This window comes from Salinispora sp. H7-4 (assembly GCF_013416675.1).
GTDB classification, from domain to species: domain Bacteria; phylum Actinomycetota; class Actinomycetes; order Mycobacteriales; family Micromonosporaceae; genus Micromonospora; species Micromonospora vitiensis.
The window spans coordinates 1-228 of the sequence record NZ_JABZED010000065.1 but is presented as its reverse complement, the minus strand read 5'-3'; the positions used below and the strand labels follow the sequence as shown (position 1 = coordinate 228).

Here is a 228-nt window from a genome sequence, read left to right as displayed (position 1 = left end):
GGTGTCCAGGGCCAGAACCCGGATCAGGTGGGTGATCTGCGTGCCGAGTGTCCGCAGCCGCTTGTTGTACCCGGGCTGTTTCGGGATGTAGGGGAACAGGTGGGTCAGGTTCATGCGGGCGTGACGGATCCAGCGGGCTTCCTTGTGGTAGCCGAGCAGGGCTTGCAACACCGACAGGGTGATCAGTTCGGCGTCGGTGATCTTCGGGGCGATCCCGTTTGCGGGTCG

The 228-nt window shown here is 64.0% G+C and carries 1 pseudogene; it reads right to left on the bottom strand.

Annotation, left to right across the window (positions count from 1 at the left end):
- Positions 1-228 (bottom strand): annotated as a pseudogene (locus H0524_RS23550) (IS982 family transposase); the annotation flags it as partial.